1 protein-coding gene is annotated in these 19,278 nt (G+C 64.6%); it reads right to left on the bottom strand.

Translation table 11 applies throughout. The annotated features are described in order from the left end of the window. Positions 1–96 precede the first annotated feature (96 nt). On the bottom strand, positions 97–18,972 hold the full coding sequence (locus AB0B25_RS24280; protein ID WP_357183599.1) for a tyrosine-protein phosphatase: 18,876 nt from the start codon (positions 18,970–18,972) through the stop codon (positions 97–99). Positions 18,973–19,278 lie beyond the last annotated feature (306 nt).

Here is a 19,278-nt window from a genome sequence, read left to right as displayed (position 1 = left end):
CCATCGCAGGTTGGCCTGCACCGCCATCAGCCGCCCGACGAGGCGCCGACACTTCTTGCTGGACAGCGCCGGTGGTGTGCAACAGGTTATCGTTTGTCAGCGCTCGAATGGGAGATTGGGGGGAATGTCTGCGGGGTAGAGGTAGCCGGGTTCGTGGAGGAGATCGAGGGTGCGGGTGCCGAGGTCGACGGTGTAGCCGATGATCCAGGCTCGGCGGATGCGGCCGTAGGGGTTGCGGTGCCTGTTGTAAAAGTCCGGGTCCGGGTCCGGTTCCAGGTTGGGGTCGATCCAGGTGGCAAATTCCATGGGGCCGTGAGTGTGCGGGTCGTAGACAACAACTCTGGGGATGAGGACTGTGCGAGGGTGGACACGGCCACCCACGACGCGGGGGCCGGGGAGGGCGGCGTTCGGGTCCGGGTGGATGCCGGCCATGACGATCAGGCGGAGGTAGTCGCCGTTGCCGTCGTCGAATAGGACCGCGGCGGCGTCCAAGGGATCATCGGCGTCGAGGAGTCTGTCGGCGACGGCGTAGGTGGGGGCGTAGTTGCCGTCGGCGGGGTCGAAAGACACCGGTCGGATCTGTCCGCCGGTGGCGTCTTCAAGGTCTTGCCACCAGGTTTCGTGGGTGGACGCGTCGGTAAGGGGAACGCCGATGTCGCGGAGCGCGGTCAGTGTTCGCGTGAAGGTGTCCTGCGCATTGCGATCAGGCCGGGAGAAATTGGTCAGCGAATCAGAGCTCCGCAGTTGCGGCGACCGTTGGCTCGCGGTGTCGGCCGAGGTGCCCTGCTGGAACGCGGGGCGGAATTTCGAGAATGCGGTCCTGAGTTTGTCGAGGCTGTTCGTGAGGAGACGTACGACGGCTTCGCGGTCTCGTTCCCGCTCCGGATCGAGACGGGCGATCGCATCGCCCAGCGGCACGTCGCCGACGAGATTGAGTTCGATCAGATTCCGCACGAACCCGTAATCGTCGTCGGATAGATCCGCCAGCGCGGCGCGTAGCTTGAGCTCGAATTCGTCGGGGACGGTGTCGAATTCGTCGTTGGAGAAGTCGGTCGCGGATTCCGCGTCGGTGTCGGGTTCGTCTGTGTCGGTCTCCGACGTCGAGTCGTCGGCGACCGTGTCGTGGAGAGTGCGCTCCATATTGCCGCCCTTGCCGCGGAGCGGCTCGTCCAGCGACCATGGTTTCGCGGTGCCGAGCAGTTGATGAGCTCTCGTGACCTCGGCCAGCTCGATGCCGAGTGCTGCTGCGATGTCGGTGTCCTTGGGGGACCGGCCCTGATGGTCCTGCTGATAGCGAGCGATATACCTGGCGATCTTGTCGACGAGCAGTCTTATGAGGTTCGTGGCATAGGGGGTATTGTCGGATATGTTCGAGTACTTGATATCGAGGTGTGCGGAATAAAGCGCGATCTTGGCCGAAGCCCAGGCGTGGGATTTGAATGTCTCCAGAGGGTTGTGGAATGGTATTGCCCTGATGATCGCTTCCATCGCTACCGATACGCGTTCACTGAATTCGAGGGTCTCGTAGCGGTATCTTGCCGCGGTGGCAAATGCAATCCAAGTGAATTCATCCTCGACGCGAGTTCGGGCCGCGATTTCCTTGCCCGATCGGGGTTTGGACCTGAAATAATCCTTCAAGAGTTGTGCCTCGCGCCCCTCGCTGGGCGACACTCCCTCGTGGGCATAGTGATGAAGGAGAACAGCGTCCAACATTTCGTCGGTGATCGGTCCGCGGCTTCGCAGCTTCTCGTCTTCATTGGTTGCATCGCGCAACCGCCGCAGCATGACGAGCGAGGGGGGGTGAATTGTTTCGGCATTGGCCATGGTTCTCACGGGCACGCCAGTTAATTCGGCCAGTTTCTTTTGGGTCAGTCGGTAGAATAGCCGTGTCGAGTACACCCAGCCTGACGCCGATTCGGCCCGACCGGGGTCCGGGAGTTTTTCCCCCGTCGGATCGATTCGATAGCGGTATCCCCACGCCTCGGCGTAGTCGTTCCATTCCCAACGGCCGTTCATGTGCAAAAAGGTTTCATACACATGGAGCATCAGGAAATCGGCGGTTCTGCTGTTGATGAGGACGGATGCGCTGCGCCCCGCGCCTCGGCCGAGTAGTTCGGCCGTCGCATCGACGCCGAGAATATCTTTCACTTCGTAGATCCGGAGACGGTTGACGCGTCGGAAATACGGCACATATTCGCCTAAAGATTCGGCAGCGTGCGGACTGGGAATCAGCAGTTCCTTTCGTGGAAGATAGTCGAAGCATTCACCGACCTCGTCGTAAGTTACGCTCCGATCGGGGACCAGAATGCCTAGGAAGGACTCCACTACCGCCATCGAAACAAAGGGCACTTGTCCGGTCTCGTATGCTGAGATTCTGCCTATTGTCATGTTCTCGCCTGCCTTATTGGCGAGCTCTGACTGGCTCAATCCAGCCGATACGCGTCTATTGCGCAAGTATTCGCCTATGCGAGGGTCTCCGGGAGAAGTCAGAGATTGTTGCATGTAACCTTCGGGATACACGGCCCGGCCGTTGTGGACGAGGCCGTGGCGCGGGAATTGCTCGTCACACGAGAAGTAGAGGCCGTGGGCCCGGGGGATTCGGCGCAGAAGTGCTCGCAATTGTCTCGTCGTGAGGTCCTCCTTGCCGTCTTCGATGTTCCGCCAGCTGCCGTAGGGGCTATCGGTCAAATCGTCCATGCGTTCGGGGTCGAGTGCGAGATAGTCGCGTAGGCTGGTCGCCCAGTCGCGTTCACTATCGAACCCCCGCGGATCGGGGATGATTCCGGGTTGCTCATCGGCATCGATGATCGCGGAGTCGAATTCGGCGCGGGTGAGCCATCGCCGCGCCTGCTGCTGGGAGAGATCATTCATATACAGATATTCGGCTACCGATTGACGAACACCTGCGGGCAGATCAGCCCTACGACGGCACCATGCCAGCATCTCCAGTTCCGGCGATCGCATGAGCGGCGTGGGAGAAGAAAACCCCCGCTTGTGCGGGGCGGCGGCAGAATCGCGACTCGAGTCATCCAGACCGAAGTGATGTACAAGCTCGGTGAACCTGTCGTTGTCGAGCTCCAACCCCTCGCGCAGTTTCTCCAGAGTTTCCATACGGAATCTCTGACGGTTGTTCCACTCCATCAATTTTATGGTATTGTAATGCAGCCCTGTCGCGTCGACAACTTGTTGATGGCTCCATCCCAGTGAAGCACGACACGCAGTAAGCCAGCTACCGAATACAGTGTGATCGCCCGGATCGAGACTGAATGTTTCCGGCCATTCGTTGTAGAACTGACGAAGGGCCTGACGCTGCAACTCATCAGGAACATCCATGGCGACGCATATCGCACGGAACGTTTCCAGACGCGGTGTATATTTACCGGTGAAATAGCGTCCCAACTGTCCCCGATCCATTCCCATGGCCCGAGCGAGATCGAGTTGGGTCCATCCCCGATGCATAAGATACGCGGTTAGCCAGCTGGTCAGTATCCTACCGTGTTCGACGGGATGAATATGAAACGAAACCAACTCGCCCGGATAGAACTTCTGCAGGACCACACGCTGCTGGTCTCCGGAAAGGGAAAGATACGAACACACCTTTCGGAACGTTTCCAAACCGGGTCGGGCGGCGCCCAAGATAATCTTCCGTCTTTTAACTGAAATATCGATCGCGCGAGCAAAGTCCTTTTCAATCAATCCCAGCTTCTTGCGTTGCGCTTCAATCCATTTCCCCGGCTCGGGGTGATCTTCCAACTCGCGGAGGAAAGCACCGTTTGATGGTGGGTCCGCTGAGCCTTGCGTTTCTCGCGGAACAGACCGCCCCCCGGGACACCCCGTCTCCGGGTTCCGCGGTCCGGTGCTGGGACCCGGATGTGCGGTGTCCGGGGCTCGATCGGTGCGGTCGCCATCCGGTGCGGGGGAGGTCGATTCGGGTTCGCCATTCTCACCCGGACCATCAGCCCAGGCATCCGGGCCGAGGTTCGGGTCCTTGGCGAAGCCGACAAATGGTTTCTCACCTCGGCGAATATTTGGTGCTGGAGGCGAGTCGGCGAGATTGCGGGCCTGCGTGATCGGCAGGTCGAGCGCGTCGGCGAAGGCGGCCGCGTCGAACGGCTTCGGCGCCTTTCGACCGTTCCACGGCGTCACCGGAGGTTCCGCTGCCCCGGTCGCATGAGAATTGCCCTGCCCCGCATCGGGTCTGGTGTTCTCGGTAGGTCCGGTCCACGGTGTCGACAGAGGCGGCTGCGGTGAATCGGCGGGGGATTCGGGGCCTACCGTGTGGAGGCCACGAAAGACGTTGGCCACGTCCCACGCATTCGTGAGTGCGGCCTGGGCGGTGGTCCGGTCCGTAGCTGAGGGCAGTCCGCCGGACTCCCCTCGAGCCGCGTCGAGCTCGAGATCGCGACCGGAAGTTGTGAATCCCGCATCCGACCCCAGGTCCCTGGAATCGGAGCGACCGTCTATGTCTCTGGTGCCATCGACGCCACCAGGAGACGGCTCACGGCCGAAATCAGGCACATCCGAGTTCTCGACCCCACCCGACCCTGGGGCCGAAGCAAGGCCGAACTCCTCGGCTTCCACATTTCTCGTCGGCGGTGCGGGGCGAGGCGGCTGCGGGTCTTTGGGGTGTGCGGTGGCGCTTCCGGTTGTCGGTTCGATCAGAACATCGCGCAGGAGAGCAATTTCGGCATCGGTCACGCCGAGGCTTCGCAAAAAGGCCGGGGCGCCGCCTTGCTGGTCAAGGAATTCGAGGAGTCTGCGCAGAGCGACAGGTTCGGTAGCTCGCCCCCAATTGCCCGGCAGTCCTTTCAGGCGGTGGAGGTTCGCGTTCGTGAGAGCGTAGTCGTGCACGATCGCCTCGGTCCGAACGCCGACGGCGGCAAGCAGCAACGCGATGAGAATTCCGGTGCGGTCCCGTCCGTGGATGCAGTGGATCATGACGGCACGCTGCTCGGGATCAATAAGGTATCGCACCGTCCGAACAATTGACTGCGCACTGACTTTCGATGTCAGACTCTGAAAGTAGAGTTTTGTGAAGTTCTGTTTTCCGCGGGGTAGTTTACCGTCGGTGGTGATGGGCAGATTGGCACACTGGATCCCGGCCCCGGGAAGTAGCCCATGGCCACCTTCCAATGATTGTTCGGGCGTTCGCAGGTCGAGCACCATATCGATCCCGAGATCGAGCAATTTACGCACATCCGACTCGGTAGCGTATTGCGGAGTACTGGACCGGAAAAGTACTCCGAAGCGGGTACGCTTGCCATCGCCGGTCGGCAGCCCACCTATGTCGCGCGCATTAGGAACCCGCGCCAGCGATAGTTGCCGCCTGCCGGACCGGGTCCCCCATTCTGTCTCCCACTGGTCGGCACGCTCGAGGACGGCGTGCAGTATTTCCAGCGCCTCGAAGCGGTCCAGCGCCTGCTGCCCGAGCTTGCCCAGGTTGTCCGGGGCCAGATCCTCGGGCGCGATCCCGAGTCGTCGTGCCAGCAGCTTCCATTCATCCTCCACCTCACGGCGACGGCGCACCACATCGTCCCGACTCTGCCCGCGGCGCTCCATCTCGGCCCGATTGCGCTCGGGATCGATCTGTGCCCTTGGAGGTTCCTTTTCGGGGTACGGAAAAAGCTTGCGCCAACGCGCATCGTCGTTCGACCAACGCACCTCGAAATTGCCGTCTTCCCCTCGACGCATTTCCGGTCGGGCAACGTCGAACAGTCGCAGTTTTACCCCGGCGTCGTTCCATTTAGTCCCGTCGGTGTCGACCGGCGATATCAACGACTCCGGATCGCGCCACGGGTACGGGTATTCAGCCTCATCGATCACTGCAATGTATCGGAGTTCGACATTCTCGGCCAGCTCCAGCATCGTAGCAAATTCTGTGTCGCACAGCGCGGATTCGATCGAGTAGTCGTACTCGAATAGTTGGCCGCGATCACTATCGGCGCGCGGCCTCAGCACAGTCACGACGATTTTGTCGGGCCGCCCGTCGTCTCGGAGTTTCTTCTCACTGAAGCCGACAAATGGTGTCACAGCCTCCGCGCCGACCGCCTCGAATATCTCGGGCCATGCGCGGCGGCACGCCAGGACATCATTTGCCTGAGCGATCTGGGAATCAAGATCCGCCACCCGATTGACGAGCGACACAACATGCCACGGCAGCCGATGCGGCAGCGGGTCCGAATTATCCGAGCCCACATGTCCCGACCGGATCCCGAGACTACCGGCCAACCGACGCCACTTGTCGCGAAGATCGCCACGTTGCGCTACCGATTCGGCGCGGTCGGACGCCGAGAGGAGGAGATCGGCAATCCGTCGATCCAACTCATCGAGGCGCCGTGTCAGTTCGAAGAGCGCTCGAAGATCGTCCAATTGCTCGGCCACGCCCAGGTGCTCGGCCAGTACCGGCAAAACAGCCCGCCACGGCGCACTGGCAGCGGCCGCATGTTGCGCTACAGTCCCATCCCGATTGCGGAGCCGGTCGATAAACGACTCGAGAGATTCCTCGGAGAACACTGTGCCCGTTTCATCGACCTGGATTTCGATAACCGGAATGCCCTGTCGCTCCAGCGCCGCCCGCAACCGCGGGTCCATGACGCGGCCGTCATCGCCGATCCCCGTAAAGACCTCTATATATGGGACCGCGCCCGTGAAGAGCCGCGCGTGCGGGCCCAGCGGCTCCCCGCCCCGGGCACCGGCCGCCTCCGCGAGAATCGTCTTCCACTCCTGGGTACGTCGCCGTGCGGCAGTGGCCCGCACCTGTCGAACCAGACGGCGATACAGCACCCGCTCGCCGAGGGTGGTACGTCCCTCGGGCAATTTCTCCAGGATTGCGACGATATCGGCGTTTTCCTCCGGTAATCCCCGTCGCATCTCCTCCAAGATTGCCGGGATGACGGCGGCACCGGCCTCGGCGTATGCCTCGATCAATCCTTTTTGCAATGCTTCCGAGCGAGCAAGCTCTTTGTCCGGAGCAAAGCTGTACCCGGTGAACTGTTCGCCCAACCACCTCTCGAATGTGCGAACACGAACCGCAGGCGGTTGCGTGCTGAATTCTTTCCGCAGCTCATTGATGACCCCTTCCCGGTCCAACCGCAGTAAAAAGAAGGTCACTACGTTCCAGCTTTGAAAATGGAAGGCGTGCATCAATTCGTGCACGAAGGTCAAATACCAGGCGCGATCAGACGGGCCGCGGTGAAACTTCGCGTCTATATCGTCCTGATTGGCCCGTTCGAAATATCGGGGATTCCGCGCCCAGCGCGCGCCGAGGGTGATCGATCCGGTCCCCACGGTCGTGGCATATACCTCAGCCGGACGACCGTCCACCCGAATCACATTCGCGTCGATCTCCCGATGCAATCGATAGACATCACGGAGTGCGGCGTCCACCTGCTGGACCGCGCGCGGATCCATTCCGAAGGCGTCCAGTCCGACGGTCAGGATGCCGAATTCTGCCAAGAGCGCCGCACCGACCGCCCGGCTGGCCTCGGCGGACGCCACCGCTTCCTCGATCGGAATACGCGGGCTGTACGCGTCGCGGCGGTGCCATATTCTGGCCTGTTCGACCAGCAATAGGTACAACACCCGCTGGCCATCCGTGAACTCACCGACCTCGACCGCGGCGAACGACGACGACAGCGCCCAACTCGGCTCGAAGGCATGCTCCGAATCCGTAACCTTCGACTGGAAACAATCCTCATCGAAGTTTTCACGCAGCCAGTCACCGAAGCTCAGCCGCTGCCCTTGGCCGCTCTCGTCATGAAAACGCCGCAGCCGCTCCAGCGCAAGAGGCGCGGCACGCCATTGACCGGCGATATTCAAGCTCTCGGCGAGGGCACGAACCGTCTTGTCGTACACCACTCCCTCGGCCAGGGCCGGATCCCTCGCAAGTCGCTCGCTCAATCCCACCGACTGCGTATAGACCGATCCGGTGTATGCCGGCCCGGTAACCTCGGATTGCACATACCCCGCCACTACGCGGACATCCCGCTTCTGCGCACCGATGGCGAACCCGCCGCGCACTTCGATCTCGCTATGCGCCCCACACATGTCGACGATCGCCTGCGGGAACTCGCGAGCCGCCCTCTTCGTGATTCTCCGCAGCCCGAATCCGACGGCGTCGCAGCCCAGCCTCGCACTCAGCACGGCCTCGATCACGCGAGGGTCGTCGATATTCTCGAACTCCTCGTATACGCCGTTCGAATCGTCGCCGAGCGTCGGCGCCAGCGACGCGGTCTCGGACCCCTCGGGCAATTCCCGCAAGGCAGTCCACGGTTCCGCTCCCGCGTCTGCGGCAATCGCGTTCACCAGGTCGGCGACGGTCTCGCGCTGCAGCCGGAGGAATTCAGGTCCGCTGCGACGCAGCCCCAACCGCTGCGCCAGCGCTCGCAACGACGTCCGTTCCAGGAACCATCCTCGGAGATACTCTCGCTGCTGTTCGGTCAGCCCCGAGACAGCGGACCACACACGACCGCGGTCCGCATCACGCAGCGCCCGACATCTCGGATCGTCGTCGGGCACATCGGGACGGGCCGAACGCATTTCGGCGAGAATGCTCGCCCGGAACCGACCGAGCAGCGCCCGTTCCTCCCGCGAATCGGCTGGGTCGGCGTACCCGAAGTCATTCGGAATGGGAACGCGCCCCGGCAGGGCACCTGTATCCGGGGCAAGCTGATCAGGCCCGCTGTCATTCACCACCGGAACCGGCAGCGGCACAGTCCCGTCCATGACTACGCGAGCGCTGGGCACCACTCCCGAACGCCCGGAGCGTCCCTTGACCGCTGGGCCTGCCCGCCGTGCGGTGTCCGCCGAGGCGCCACCACCAAGCCGTTCGGCCAAGTCAGGAACGAGGCGGTGCAGCCGCAGTTGGACAGCGTGTACGGTGACATGGTCCGTCGCGGCGATGCCGGACACCGCTTCGCCGAGCCACCACCGGACAAAAGTGTTCCGGCCCAACGGAGACAACTCCTCGACAAGGACGCGCAACTCGTCGAGGTCTTCGTCACGCGCCACCCGAAGTGCCGCTATGGCGGGCGCGAGCGCACCCTTGGACAGCGCAAGCTCCACACCACCACTCGCAAGCAATTGCGCCAGCGCCGGCCCAACCGGAAACGCATCCGCATTGTCATCGGCTTGACCCTTGTCGAGTTCCATACCGAGCTTGACTGCCAACTGGAGAACAAGGCGGCGCAGATGCCACTCGACACCGTTCTGGGTGAGATTGACCGTCTCGGCGATAGCCAACACCGCTTCGCCGAGCCACCAGCGGATGAAGATGTCCCGGCTCGACGGAGGCAATCGCTGGACAAGAAGACGCAACTTGTCGAGACGCTCGTCGCGCGCCGCCGCCCGAAGCACGGCTATCGCGGGTGCGAGCTTCCGTTTGGACATCGCAAGGCTCACACCACCAGTCGCAAGCAGTTGCGCCAGCGCATCCCCCTTCGGGAAAGCACCCGCGTCGTCATCGGCCTGATCATCGCCGAACCCGACTGCCAACTGGGGAACAACACGGAGCAGACGCTGGCGGACCGATTGTCTGCTTGGCTTGTCTGTCCGAGGTCGCGCGATATCGCGCGCCGTCTCGCCGCTCCACCACCGAACGAAAGTATCCCGGTCCATCGGAGACAACTGCTCGACAAGGAAGCACAACTCGTCGCGACGCGCGTCGCGCGACACCGCCCGAAGCACGGTTATCGCGGGCGCGAGCGGACCCTTGGACATAGCAAGAGCCACACCACCACTCTCGAGCAGGTCCGCAAGTGCTTCCCCACCCGTCGAAGACCAATCGTCCTCGTCCTCGCCGAGTTCCGCGCCGAGCTTGACTGCCAACTCGCGCAGGATCTCCGGCACCATTTCCCTGACCGCTTTCGCGCCGAGACCCATCGTTTCGGCAATTGCCTCGGTAGACATGCCGTCAATGAACCGTCGCATCAGCACCAGACGCCGACCACGGGACAGCGCAGCCACAGCATTCCGGAAGTCCCGATGGCTCGCCCGGGCCAACGCGTCCCGCTCGGCCCCCTGCGCCGCGGCCTCGACCGCGGCGCGGAACCGCATATGCCGCACGAACTTGTCATGATGCGCCAACACACCATTGGTGATCGACATGACCCACAGGCGGATCTCCTCGATCTCCTCGAACTCGTCGAGCTCGCCGATACGGGTCTGCGCGCGACGAAACACCTCAGCAACCAGTTGCCCGGCGGCCTTCGGATACCGCGCCGCCATCCGCTCCGCCACCTCCGCCTCGAAGCGCTCGCGCAGCTGATCGAGAGAGGCGGGCGAGTTCTCGGTTTCTGCTTGCGGTTTCGGCTGCTGGTGGTCTTTCGAGAGGGAGTGCGTCTCGTCGTGTTCGGAGTCCACCGCCGCGATCGGACGGTGCGCTACCTCGTGCCGTGCCGCGACAACGGTTCCGACGCCGTCGAGGCTCTTCAGTAACCCGTCGCGACGCAGGCGGGAATAGGCCCGCGCCGCCGTGGACCGCGATACCCCGATCGACTCGGCAACGTCCTTGACACCGGGCAGCAGCCGGTTCGGCGCGAGCCTGCCGTTGAGAATCGCGGCTTCGATAGCTCGCGTCAGGGCTGTGACATCGGCACAGCCTGCCACTATCGGCAACAGGTCGACCACGTCCACCTGGAGGTCCGAATCCCGCTCGGCAACAGGGCTATCCGCCAGCTCGGCGTAGTCCGCCACCACGGTTCCAGAACCTTGGTGGGACCTGAGCAGGTGGCTGCGTCTCAATTCCGCATATACCTGGCCTACCGTGGCAGCCGACATCCCGCACGCCGCACCCAACCCCGCTGCTGACGGCATCGGCCGTCCCGCTTCCAGCCGACCGTCGAGAATCGCCGCAGTCAAAACCTCCACCAGGGTTCGGTGGGCCGGGAAGCCAGCGGCCACATTCGCCGCCACCGTCTCGACGTCGAGAATCTCCCGCAGTTCCGCATCCACCGGAACCCGTCCCCGACCGCGCGCCCGGAACGCATCGCCGGGCGAACTCCCATCGCCGGTCGCCGCATTGAACGTCGCCAGTTCATCGGGTCGCCACCTTCCGCGCCGAGGCCGCAGCGGCGCATCCGACCAAACACCCGGCCCGTCCACGAAACCGACCGGCCCCGGCCCCAACGGTGGCCCGCCCCGGCCGTGCGGCCGCCGCAAGGGCGGCTCCGGCGCTCCGGCCCGCACCACTGCCACCCCGATGGTGAAGTCCGTTGTCAAACCGCCGATGTCGATGCCACTGAGACGGATCGGGTGGCCGTCGCGGTCGAAGGCAAGCGCCCAAACGCCTTTGAGGTTCGCCCGCTCGTCGACAGTCATGGTGTCTCGGAAGCGCCCGTTCACGCCCTTGCGCAGGCCATCGAGGCGGATGGCGCCGGCCCGGTACACCAGCCGGAAGGCAATACCTTGGACGCCGTCGACAGCCTTGTGGAAGCCATCGAACACCACGACCGACATACCTTCCCGCTGAGATCTGGACGTGCTGTTCACCAGCTTGCCGAACGCGTCGACGACACGCTGGTGCGGGCGGTCGGTGCCGACCGCGAACTGCCTGACCAGCACTTGGCGGGCGCCCGTGTGTTGCGCGAACTCCGACACCAGAATGCGCTGTGTGCCAGTGTTCTCCGGCACGGTGATGTTCGGGTTGAGTCTCCGCAGCCGCCGCAGCAGCTCCAGCGGCCCGTATTGGTTGCGACCCTGACCGGATGCAGCTGTGTCCGTGGTTGTTTCGTCCCCCGATTCGGCGGGTGGGACGACCGCGTCCCCTTCCGCCACGTGCTGGCCCTCGATACGACCGTGTTCCAGCGCCGGTGCCGACGGGGTCGGTGCGGTCCCCGGCTCCGTCTTCGTCGGATCGGCGAGGGCCGGATGGGACGCGCCGACGACGTCCATGCGGCCGTAGTTTTCGGTATAGCTGACGCCACGTGCCGAGCGGCCCGGCTCCACATCGGCAGCCGAAGACCTCGCAGGCGGTTCGGAGGTGCCGGCGGCGGCCGTGTCCCGCGTTTCGTCCAGGTCTGTTCGGGTCTCGCCCGGTACCTGCCACACCCATTGCGCCGGCGCCGGTTGCTTCCACGCCCGCGCGAGATCCGGCGCATACTTCGACAACTCCCGCTCGTGCTGGTTCCGCGTCATCAACTCCAGGATCTGTTGCAGGTCGCGCAGCCGCGCACCCAAAAGGTGCATCGGCGCGACGCCTTTCAACGCCGCGATCAGCGCGGCTACCCGCTCCGGCCGGACCAACTGCGCCACGTAGCGCACCGCCGCCTCGTCCGCCTCCGACAACGACGGCAGGCCGTGCCACAGGAACTGTCTCGCGTCGCCACCCGAGTCCTGATGCAGAGCCACATCGGCCGCCCGCGTCAACCGATCCAGAATCGGGTTCGCCTGCATCAGGTTCGGATACCGGCCGCGCAGCGCTACGACACTGTCCACGCTGGTATCTACCCCGTCGTGCTCGATCGCTTGCTGCAGGGACAACCATTTCAGGGCGTATCTCACCTGGAGATCGGAGGCGACCAACCGCTGCCGTATGTCCACCAGCGACACCCCGTCGGGCCCGGTTTCGATGAAGGTGTGCTGTGCCCGGGTCACTGGAGACAACCACAACGACCGATCGCTCTCCATGCTCCACTCGACGGGTGCGCCGTCGGCCTCGTCTTTGCCTTCGGCCTCGTCGAACCGCAGCTCCATCCGCTCGTAATCCCCATCGACGGCCACGATGGCTTGACGTGCGCCATGGTGACCGGTCACCTCGACGGTGATGGTGACATCGTCGAACCGCATCATGTGCTCGGCCGCAAGCCGGGCACGATCATCTGCCCGCACGACCACGTCCCGGCCCCAGTCGGGCATCATCTGCTCGATCAGTCGAGTGACGCGGTCGACCCGATCCTGGTGACCACGCGACAGGTGCAACTCGACCTTCCGTCGCGGCTCCGAACCATCGACGACTTCCACCTTCAGCACCAGGAACTCGGCGCCGCCGACGCCAATCTCGACGACCTCGACCATTGGCGCGGGCTTCCCGGACCGGTTGTCCCCGCGCGGATCTCGCACTCGCACACCCTGGGTGCATAACACCGCGCGGACGAGGTTCTCCAGTGCCTTCGGAATTCCACCCTCAGGCGACCGGCCTGCCTGCGCGAGTCGGCCGACATCGAGCATCTCGGCGGGATCGACGTCGTGGTGGAAGTTCACCTTCGGGCCGGTTTCGGCCATCCCGCCGCCTTCGCGCGGCTTCGAGGTTGCGCCGTCGCCGGTGCTGTCCGTGGGATTGCTTGTCCGACGCGAGGCTCGATGGGCGCTTTGTGCGTCGACGGTGGCGAGGACCCAGGCAGCGCCGATGTAGTAGGCGACAGCGCTGGACAGCTCGTCGACCCGCTCCACACCGGCCGCCCTTAGACGGTGGTAGACCGGATCCGAGTCCGATCGTGCCTGCAGCCGGTCGGCGTTTTCGAGCAGTTCCACGGTGAGCGCACTCGCCTGCTCGGCCGGCACCATGGCACGCAACAGCTCGTCGATCTCGACGCGCCGGCGCTCGACGTCCGCGCGCATCTGCGCTCGATGCCGGGCGAACACGCCGGTCGTGGGCTCTTGCTCGTCTTCGAGAGCGAGGTTGTATCGCAGGCGGTCTCGCAGCTTGTCGCGGTCCCGGACCAGCAGCATCATCGATGCCGCGTGCCATACCGGCCACGGCGCGTCGGTCGCGAGCACATCGGCCGGACGCGCCCGCACCAGCGCGTCGATCTCACCACGAGACAGCGACTCCCATGCGGCACCGGCGGCCAGCGCGGCGGCGGCCTTCTTCGCCGAATGGACCTCCGCCCCGCGGACGGCACGCGGATCCGGCAGCGCCGCCGTGGCCCGGTCGGCCCACGGGCTACGCACGTATCTCGAGGGCCGCAAGGCGTCGGACGGGACGGAACGGGGAGTAGCCGGGACCTGGGATCTTCCATCGGGCGTTGTCTGGGTTGCCGAGCGCGGCGATTCTGTCAGCGTGGGTCCGAGTCCCAGCGCGAGCGGATTGTCCTGGCGTTGCGCCTCGAGGAGAACGGACTGCAGCCCGCTATCGGGGGGGAACACCAGATTGTCCAGACGCATGATCGCCGGATCGGAGTGGGATTTCGGTGCGGTCGACCGCTCGTCGAGCAGCCAGAGCAACAACCGAAGCAGCTTCGCCCGGTCGGGGTCCAGTTCCGCGGCCAACGCACGGAGGGCGGTGGTGGTAGTCGGTCCGAACTGCGCAGGCACGGCCACTGCCGGAGCCCACTCTGCGAGGCAGATCTCCCCCAAACGGGCGACGGTCGCCGGGAATACGCCGTCCCTGACCGGCAACTCCCAGTACTCCGCCATCTCCGCGGCATCGGGCAGCGCACGCTTTCCGGAGACGATGTGCTCGGTCAGCGGCCTGACGACGCGGGGCAACAACGGCCACGCTCGATAGACCAGAAGGGTGGGCACCGCTCGCAGCTCTCGGTCCGAAATCGCCGCCGCCTGCACCAACACCGGAGCGACCTTCGCCATCGCGCCCCGGTGCAAGTCCCATCCGGGCCCACCCCGGTTCGGTCCCGATGCCGGCCACGACGGCAGTCCCATGACCTCGACGGCCTCCAGTGCGGACAGGCCCGCAATCCGCAGCCGCAGATAGTCCGCCGCTACCGACTCGTCCGCGGCGAGACTCCGCACCGCCGACCGCAGCGCGGACACCACCTCCACCGCAGGGCCGTCCGCGATCACGCCGGTCGACCCCGACTCTCGGAACCAGGCCGGCAGCCACTCCTCCGGAACCAACACGGTCGCCGTCGCCGATTCGCCTGCCAACAGCCGCTCGGCGGGGCCGAGCAGATAGCTCTCGGCTCGTCGCAGCAGCTCCGCATTCCCATCCAGGCGTTGCCGCAGGTTGTCCACAGCGGACGCCAGCACGAGACGCTCAGAATCGGAGAGCATCGCACCGGTGCGCACTCGCTCGAGTACCTCGAGTTGTTCCACGGTGTAATCAGCCGGGGCTTTCTCGTCACCGAGACCGGCGTGCAACGGCGCGATCGGTTTGACATCGACAATCGCAGCCACCACGTCAGCCACCACGCCGCGGATCAGGTCGGGCTCGAATCCGATCTCCCACAACGAGTCCGGCTGCCTATACAACAGATCTATCACCTCGCGGCGACCTGGGAGCAAGCAGTCCACCGCATGCGCCAGCACCGTCGCACTCGCGTCCGCCAGGATCGGCTCGACCACCACGCGGTCGGCGGCCGGCAGTTCCGCCACCAGCGCACGACGCACCCGACTCGCCCAACCCAACGGATCTTTCGCCACCACCGTGGCCAAACAGGTCAGCCACCCGGACGGGTCAGCACCCCGCTCACGCAACGGCATCCGATGGCGGGCCAACTCCTCGACCTCGTCGACCAGGGCCGTCACCAATGCCCTATCGGAATATGACCATCCCACCGCCACACGCACCGCACCGGAATACCGCTCCCAGACCTCGATGAAAGTCGGATCCAAATCCCAATCTTCACGGAGCTCGGCACCGGGAGTGACGGTATCGGCAGGAGTCTCCGACGACGGCCGGCTGAACCGCACTTCTACGCAGACATATTCACCGGGGGTGCCGGTCAGGGTCCGGATTTCTGGCTCGGTGTACCCCGCTCGGACGGCCATCTTCCCGGTAAACGTGAGTAATGCTGCGTCGATCGGCGAGAGCCGTCGTTTGATCCCGTCATTGAACGTGTCGAGATTGGAGGTGAACTCCGGACGATTCACCCACCGTGCGTGGATAACTCGCACATGATCACCAACGGCATCCATCAGATGCCCGAACATCACTGCACCTGAGGGAGTGCCTTCCGCCACCCGGGCGGTAACGTACAAAATGCCGTGTCTATCGACGCGACCAGTGATCCCACCTGCAAGTTCCCCATCATCTGGCGAGGTAACCGCGTCATAGTGTCTGGCGAACCTGGCGATCGCGGCTACACGCGCCAACCGACGCAGATTCACCATGACCCGCCGATACCACTCACCCCGGCCGAGTTTCGCCAATTCCGGGCCCAACACAGCGAACTGATCACGGCAATCGACCACATCCGACCGCAGCATGTCGGATTTGACGCCCAGCCGTATCAGCCGGTCGACCTCCTTCTCGTCGATACCCAAATCGACCGCGATAGCGGAAAAAGACATAGGCGAATCCGCCAGGAACCGCCGACGCACGCACTCTCGTCGCAGGGGACTTAGTTCCGCGAGCAAACCCTCCAACAGCTCCCGAGCACGAACCACCGCAGACCTGAGTTTGCCGACATCCGCCGCCGTCGCTTCCGGGGGCACGGCCTCCGCCAGTTCGAACCAGACCGACTCGAATCCGCCTGCATTACCCCTACCGGACCGCTGTGACAGGGCGTCCAACAGCTCTAGCGCCCACTCACGCCGAACCGGCTCGCCCGCCCGGATCACCGATTCGGACTCACCCACACTGCCGAACGTCTCGACCCGCAACACCCGAGCCCCCTGCTCACCGGTCACCTCGGCGAACAACACCCCCACGCGGCCGCCGTCCACTATCCGCGAACCCAGCTCCGAGACCAGCAGCTCGGCGTGATCGACCTGATCGGACTGCCATCCCCGCATCAGCTCCCGCACATGTCGACGCGCCCGCGCCACCTCCTCCGGTCGCGTCAGAATCGGCAACTGCGAGGGCGATGCAAGCTGCCCATATAACTCGGACCCGGCCGACCCCTCCTCGTCCCCGGTCTCCGGTGCGGAAAGGTCCGGACCGCCGTCGTGCGACCGATACCCGGGGTTGGGCTGCCAGTACCGCGGCAGTTCGTCGGCAAGGGCCGCGAAATCGCCTCGAACTCCTTGCCAGACTTCCGCGGGAATCTCGAAGCAGCCCATGACACGTTCGGAGCGCAAGCCTCCCGGCCAATGCACGGAGTAGACGCTACCGTCCTCATCCACCACTCCGAACCCGCCGGGCGCGTCGATGACGTGAATCCGGTGCAAGACAACCACATCCGACGTCGCGAGGTCCACCGTCACCGATTTGCCGTTATCGCCCGCTGATTTCCCCCGTACCGTGGTGTGGACGACCATTCCGTCGCGCTTGTGCTGCTGCGGGAGCAACCCTTTCCGCCGCACGGCGGTGATGGTGCGCGGATCGCCGCGGAGCACCGGACCTCCTCCGCTGCGCCAGCCTGATTGCCGATAGTCGACCTCGAGTTCTTCCCACCGCCTACGGATCGCGTCGAGATCGATATTCGGGTCGGCCGCCGAAGCGAGCAGAACCTCATCCGGCAACTGCGCGGCCCCCCGATGCCACCGCATCGGCACCGACGAACTACCGAGAATCCACCGCACCACCTCAGCCCCATCGCGTGGATCGGGAGGCCCCTGTAGTGGTTGAGTCGACAACTCCGCCACATCCCCGGCCGTGGCGTTCGGGGTAGCGGCGCCGATCCTGACGTCGGCGAAGGCCGCGACGACAGCCGGCAGCGGCTGCCCCGGAACGAACGCCGGATCCGGGCCGTCCCGAGTGACCACCATCGCCAACATCGCCACATGCGCAGGCGTGCGGTAATCCTCGAATGGGGTTTCCACACCCTTCACCGGGTCGAACACCACCACATCGCCAACACTGTTCTGCCGCACCACCACCGCATGCGCCCACTCCGCCACCTGCCCGGGCTCCGGCTCGTGCACGAACACCGCGACGACCGCATCTCCGGCCGCTGCCCGAGCCCGGGCCCCCATCAGCACGGTGATATCCGTATTCCACCCCGCACCCAGCACGCCGGCGGCGTCCTTGACCAACACACCGTCCAGCCGGTCGGCCTCGAACTCGACCAAATCCGCGGGCGGCGCAACCCCCACCGCCGCCCACGCATCCCGACCCGCATCCGGCAGACATTGCACGTCATGCCGGGCCGCCGGATGGTCCGATCGGAGACGGTCATAAGCCGCCACAGCTTCGTTCCGCGGGCGATCCGTCGACGATTCCCCGTCGAACGAAGCCTCGCCCGCCCCATCGATGTGCCTCGGTGCGGTGACCTGGACAGCGCCGATTTCTCTCGCGAGCCGTTCGGCCACCCAGCGGGTGCCGTAGTACAGCCGGGTATTGAAGCTGCTCAGGGAAATTTTCAGTTCGGCCGCCAGCTCTGCGGCCGGCTTCGCGGGCTGGGTCCGCAGGCGCAGCGTGACAGATCGCCACTGCTCGGCGTGGTGTTCGCGCAGCTCCTCTAGCACCACTTGCAGCTGTGCGCGGTAATGGATCCGGGCATCGTCGACCAACACGATGTCCTTGCCCCGTGCGCCTGGGAAAAGGAACCGGGCCAACCAAGATAGGCCGTCGTTGGCATGCTGCACGAAATCATGCACAGGTATCCCCAGCTCGGCGGCCGCCGCAGCGGGTTTCCTTAGTGGATCCGCCAGCGCAACCTGCTCGACACACCGCAGCTGGGTCGGACTGCGTTCAGCCAATCGCCGCAGACCCACTACCAATTCCCAAGGTTTCTCGTCGCGGGCTTGACGCACAACCGCCACCGCACGATCGAGTAGCGCGACGCCCGGCCGGTCATCCGCCGACGTCTCCTCGGACGGCGCCAACAGTCTTGTCACGTGCCGAATCGCACGGTCCAACTGCAGGTCGAGAACCCGATCACCACGGAGCCAACGTCCCACGACTCGCTGCTGATCGTCAGTCAGGTTCGCGAGCGCGGATCGCAGCGCCGGTTCGGGCGTGTTCGCCAGCGCTCGAATCAACTGCTTGGATGCCGCTGTCCCCACTCGACGCAACGCGGCAAGTAAAGTCGCACGGAACAGCGAGAATTCGACACTGCCCGCATGACCGGGCAGGGAGCCATGGTGCTGCGGAGGAATTCCCGTCGGCGCGGAACCGTCGCCAGCGGAAGCGTCCTCGCTGCCCGGCGGCCGGTTGAACCAGACAGATCCGGCGCCGAGCCCAAGATGCCGCATCCCAGGGAGATTCGCGGCTCCCGGAGTATCGAGGTCGCGCACGGCGCGCTCTGGACGATCCAACGCCGTAGCCCAGTCGACCGGGACGCCCGGCGCGCCCGCTGAACGGACCGACCCGGCATCGATGGATCCGGGGAGAACCACCGGGCGCTCGGGCGGGCGAGCGCCGGCCGAATCAACCCCAAGTTGGTCTGTCGCCAGATCCGCGACACGCTCCGACAGCGACCGCGCCGCTACCGGTTTCGGTTGCTTGCGCGGTACCCGTCCCGGCGCGAAACCGGGGTTGCGCGTGAAACTCGACACCGC

The organism is Nocardia sp. NPDC049190 (genome assembly GCF_040648115.1).
In the GTDB taxonomy this organism is placed as follows: domain Bacteria; phylum Actinomycetota; class Actinomycetes; order Mycobacteriales; family Mycobacteriaceae; genus Nocardia.
The sequence above is the reverse complement of the archived record's forward strand: the minus strand, read 5'-3'. Positions and strand labels throughout refer to the sequence as shown.

Coding starts and splice junctions, on each gene's coding strand:
- AB0B25_RS24280 (WP_357183599.1), bottom strand. CDS start 18,972: ATGCGGCATCTTGGGCTCGGCGCCGGATCTGTCTGGTTCAACCGGCCG.